Origin of the sequence: Acinetobacter sp. RIT698 (assembly GCF_009668065.1) — a bacterium.
Taxonomy (GTDB): Bacteria; Pseudomonadota; Gammaproteobacteria; order Pseudomonadales; family Moraxellaceae; genus Acinetobacter; species Acinetobacter guillouiae.
Genome location: NZ_WJYH01000100.1, coordinates 1 through 4,372 on the forward strand (window position 1 = coordinate 1; position 4,372 = coordinate 4,372).

Consider the following 4,372-nt stretch of genomic DNA (forward strand, 5'->3'; position numbering starts at 1 on the left):
GATATCAATAATCGCTGTAAAAAATGGCAAAAAGAACGAGATAAAAAACTCTTTGGCAGTGATCCTCCAAATCCTATCTACATTTATTTACAGAATTAATTCAAGAAAGTTATATTTTCTTCTTTTTCAAATGGAGATCTTGAAGGGGAAGGTAGATTCCACACAGAATTGAGCTAGTAAATTATGTAACATTTCAACTTCTGTATAAGTTGTTAAACATTGGTAAATTTTGAATTTCCATAATATTCCGACATCGATGTCCACTACAGCAAAAACTCTTGTCCCAAATAATAGCGCAGGATTTTGCATAACGAATATTATGTTACTTAGGATAGTCGGCACCGTGAATTATAATTTCTAAATTTACGGTGCCGATCTGTGGCAGCAATAGCGTTGTGTAGCCACAGTCTTGGATATTCTATTTAACATAATATACATTATGCGAAATAATTTATATTAAGACACTGATATAAATAAGTTTTAGTATTTATAAAATTTAACCTGAGCCACACCAACCTCAATTTATTAAGACTTAAAAGCTATCAATCCATCTAGAAATGAATTTTATCTCGATGCATCTCTACAATCGTTAACCAAGCCTTGGTTGCTGGACTCATTGCTACAGTCGTATTCCAAGCCATACTCAATGTCCAATGTAATTTAGGTTCATTAAGGATTGCTGAGCAAAACTTCCCTTGATCTAACTGATCACAATAAATTTTGGGCAATATGGCGATCCCCATATTAAACTCCACCATTTTGGTGATAAAGTCCCACTGACTACTTTTACACACCACTTTTGGTTCAAAACCTACAGAATTTGCAGCCTGTATAATCATCTTATTTAATGTAAAAGAATCAGCATAAAGTAAAAACGTTTGTTCTCTAAGTTCATGCAAATTTACTGAATCTCGTTGATTCCAATGTGAATTTTTCCTTGCTAACAAACACATTGGTGAATCTATCACAGGAATTGCCGCAAAACTTGGCCTTAAATTACCGAGTAAAATCCCAACATCAATACTTTTATCAGCAATTGCTTCCTCAATACCATTGGCACCAACTTCCAAGAACTTCAATTGAATATCAGGATGATTTTGGTGAAATAAAGCAATTAAAGGGCTAAGTAATACTGAACCTAATGGTGGCAAGCCTATGGTTAATTTACCTTTTTTTAACTGCTGTACTTGATCTATATTATCAAATATTTGCTTTTGTTCATTTAAGATATTTAAAGCGTGTTGATAAATTAATTCACCAATATAGGTAAGTACAACTTCCCTTTTTCTTCCAGCTTCACCTTTTTTAAACAAAGCCGTACCGAGTTCTTCTTCTAAATGTTTAATTGATTTACTGATTGTAGGCTGTGTCATGAACAAACGATCAGCAGCCAAAGTAAAACTTTCGCAATTGACGATTTCTACAAAAATTTTAAGATTTTTAATATCCATTAATTATTCCAAAATCGCATAATTATGGTTTAATTATTCATAATATGATGTGATGTTTGCAACTAAAATAACTCATCTTTTTAAAATATCTGCAATAAAATGTCTACGCGTACTCAAAGCCACCAAATTTCATCAATTTATAAAGTCATATTGCAAATTGGGCTTTTAATTTTGATTTGGTGGATTGGTTCAATCATACAAAAACAATTTAATTTACCTATTTCGGCAGCTGTGATTGGCTTATTTATGGTTTTGATTGGACTCATGACGGGTATTTTTAAATTAAATTGGATTAAATCAGGCTCAGATTTCATTCTAGGTGAATTGGTACTATTTTTTATTCCTTGTTTTATCGGGTTAATGAAATATAAAAACCTATTTATGACTGAGGGTTGGCAACTGATTGTTGTGGTTGTACTGGGTACAATTTGTGTGATGGTATTTACTGCTTATAGTGTGCATATAGGTTTTAAACTAGAACGGAAGTTGAAACAACGTCATGTTCATAAAACCGTACATGTATTACCGGGAGATAAATAATGTCTGCCATTTCAATATTTTGTGTAGTGATCACATTAGTCGCGTATGTGTTGGTCAAAAAACTTTATCGTAAATTTCCATACTTAATTTTATCTCCAGCAATTTTGGTTCCGATTGTTTTAATCACCATTTTACTGTCAGCGCATGTTTCTTATGATGCTTATATGCTTGATAGTCAGTGGATTATATGGATGTTAGGGCCTGCAACTGTTGCCTTTGCAATCCCAATTTTTGAATATCGCCAAATCATTAAAGAACATCTCATTTCAATTTCTATGGGTGTGGTCATTGGTATGCTTGCTGGAATGATCAGTGCATTCTACCTTGCTAAGTTATTTCATTTTGACCAAACAACAACCTATAGTCTAATGGCTCGTTCAATCTCTACACCATTTGCAATGGAACTAACAACCCATATCGGCGGTTCTGTTGAACTGGTGATTTTATTCACCATGATTACTGGGGTGACTGGTATGTTAATTGGTGATTTGGTATTAGGCTGTTTAAGACTGAAATCAAGCTTTGCACAAGGTGCATCTTTGGGTAATGCAGCACATGGTTTTGGTACAAGTAAAGCTTATATGCGTGATAAAGATGAAGGTGTTATTGCCAGTTTAACCATGGTTTTAGCTGGTATTTTTATGGTATTGGGTGGACCTTTTATTGTACACCTCATTGTCTATTTACTAACTTAATCCGTACAGGATCGATTTGGATGTTCTGAATCTCTTTTCAGCAAAGAGATTCATTTATCTTTGAATCGTTTGTAAGGTTTTAGGTAAAAAATTAATCAATAGCAAACCAAGCAATGCTGAAAGTCCAGCAAGGATAAAAATATATTCTCCTGATAATTTTTCCCAATATTGCCCAGCTAAAATACTGCCTGACGCAACACCAAGTCCCCACATGGTACTGTATAGCGCTTGCCCTCTGCCCTGTTGTTTGGCTGCAAAGTTCTGCAAAATGACCCGCATTGCAATAATATGAAATAAACCAAAACTAAATGCATGAAAAGTTTGAGAAATAAATTGAATAATGAAATTTTCTGAAAATAAACCCGCTAATATAAATCGAATACTGGTCATGATTAAACAAAGTGCGACTAAGCTTCGCCATGAAAAACGATTTAGGAAGAAATTTGCATAGTTAAACATGATAATTTCAGCAATCACTCCAACTGACCATAAAAAGCCAATCTGAGTTGTACTGTAACCAGCAAGTTTTAAATAATTACTATAAAAACTATAAAATGGTGCTTGTGCAAAAAGCATAATAAATTCAATGATAAAAAATGAAAAAACCACAGGTCTTTTTAGAATGGGAAGCAATGGTTCTAATATTTTTTGTGCACTCGGTGCTGTGCTGGGTTCCTTAATCGAAAAGGACCAAATAAAAGCTGTAAATGCAATACATAACAACATCATTGGTAAATATTGAATTGCAATAACTTCTAAAATCGCACCGATACTAAATACGCCAATAATAAATCCAATAGAACCCCATTTTCTAATTTTCCCATACAATGCTGTATGTTGATTACCCAGCCAAAACAGCGTTACACCTTCAAATTGCGCAAGTATGGCATTTTGAAAAAAGCTAAAAATCAACATCAGAAATGCAATTGATTGCATATTGTTGGGAATAATAAAAATCAAAAACCAGATTGTAGCTTCCATCCAGGTTGCCACACGTACCCACAACATTCGTTTGCCCGTTTTATCTGCGATAAATCCCCAAATAAAGGGTGCAAATATACGGGTTAAAATGGCTATAGAGGACAGTAATCCGATTTCTTGATAATTAAATCCTTGATCTTGAAGATATAAGCTCCAATACGGCAAAAAAGTTCCAACTATTGAATAATACCAAAAGTAAAATCCACTCAGTCTGTATTGGATTGGCATAGATTGCATGTCGTTGCATTCACTTGTATTTTCAAACAGTTAGAGGAATAAAGCGTTGTATAAATTTGTACTCAAAAGCACTCATCCGTAGTTCAACTGTATACTGCTAAAAAAACATTATTTTTTCAAAAACCCATAATACTCTGTTATATATTTAATGTCTTTTAATAAAAATATATTTTGCTTATTTGGTAAAATTACTGGATTCGTAACAGACTTACGAGGCACTAAATTTAACGCAAAACACCTAACACCTTGATAATTATCAAAGATTGAGCTGTTAATCTCGATATTACTAGATCTAGATTTGGATTGGTTATTGTAGAAAAAGATCATGGATATGCTGTATATATATTTAACAGCCAATAACTCGGAAAAAGAAATTTAGACTTATTATATTGCAAATCAGTGTTTTACTTTATAAGTATAGGAAGCTATCAAATTATATTTAGATTAGTTTGTTATGATTGATATTCA

4 protein-coding genes are annotated in these 4,372 nt (G+C 33.1%); 2 read left to right on the plus strand and 2 right to left on the minus strand.

Going from position 1 to position 4,372, the window contains the following annotated elements; translation table 11 throughout:
- Positions 1–551: 551 nt before the first annotated feature.
- Positions 552–1,451 carry a LysR family transcriptional regulator gene (locus tag GJV03_RS21085; RefSeq protein WP_154131057.1) on the minus strand — a complete coding sequence of 300 codons (900 nt, stop codon included), beginning with the start codon at positions 1,449–1,451 and terminating at the stop codon, positions 552–554.
- A 99-nt stretch (positions 1,452–1,550) separates the two neighbouring features.
- On the opposite strand from GJV03_RS21085, the gene GJV03_RS21090 reads away from it, so the two are divergent.
- Together GJV03_RS21090 and GJV03_RS21095 are read left to right on the plus strand one after the other, a co-directional pair.
- Entirely contained in the window at positions 1,551–1,991 is a 441-nt protein-coding gene (locus tag GJV03_RS21090) for a CidA/LrgA family protein (protein WP_154131058.1), read from the plus strand.
- Positions 1,991–2,686: an LrgB family protein gene (locus GJV03_RS21095; RefSeq protein WP_154131059.1), complete on the plus strand. Its 696-nt coding sequence runs from the start codon at positions 1,991–1,993 to the stop codon at positions 2,684–2,686. Before GJV03_RS21090 ends, GJV03_RS21095 begins: the two co-directional genes overlap by 1 nt.
- A gap of 54 nt (positions 2,687–2,740) precedes the next feature.
- Here GJV03_RS21095 and GJV03_RS21100 read toward each other — a convergent pair whose 3' ends face one another.
- On the minus strand, positions 2,741–3,904 hold the full coding sequence (locus GJV03_RS21100) for an MFS transporter (RefSeq protein ID WP_154131060.1): 1,164 nt from the start codon (positions 3,902–3,904) through the stop codon (positions 2,741–2,743).
- Positions 3,905–4,372 lie beyond the last annotated feature (468 nt).

What these genes read in the sequence shown, in the direction of transcription:
- GJV03_RS21085 (WP_154131057.1), bottom strand. Translation starts at nt 1,451, where the DNA reads ATGGATATTAAAAATCTTAAAATTTTTGTAGAAATCGTCAATTGCGAA.
- GJV03_RS21090 (WP_154131058.1), top strand. Translation starts at nt 1,551, where the DNA reads ATGTCTACGCGTACTCAAAGCCACCAAATTTCATCAATTTATAAAGTC.
- GJV03_RS21095 (WP_154131059.1), top strand. Translation starts at nt 1,991, where the DNA reads ATGTCTGCCATTTCAATATTTTGTGTAGTGATCACATTAGTCGCGTAT.
- GJV03_RS21100 (WP_154131060.1), bottom strand. Translation starts at nt 3,904, where the DNA reads ATGCAATCTATGCCAATCCAATACAGACTGAGTGGATTTTACTTTTGG.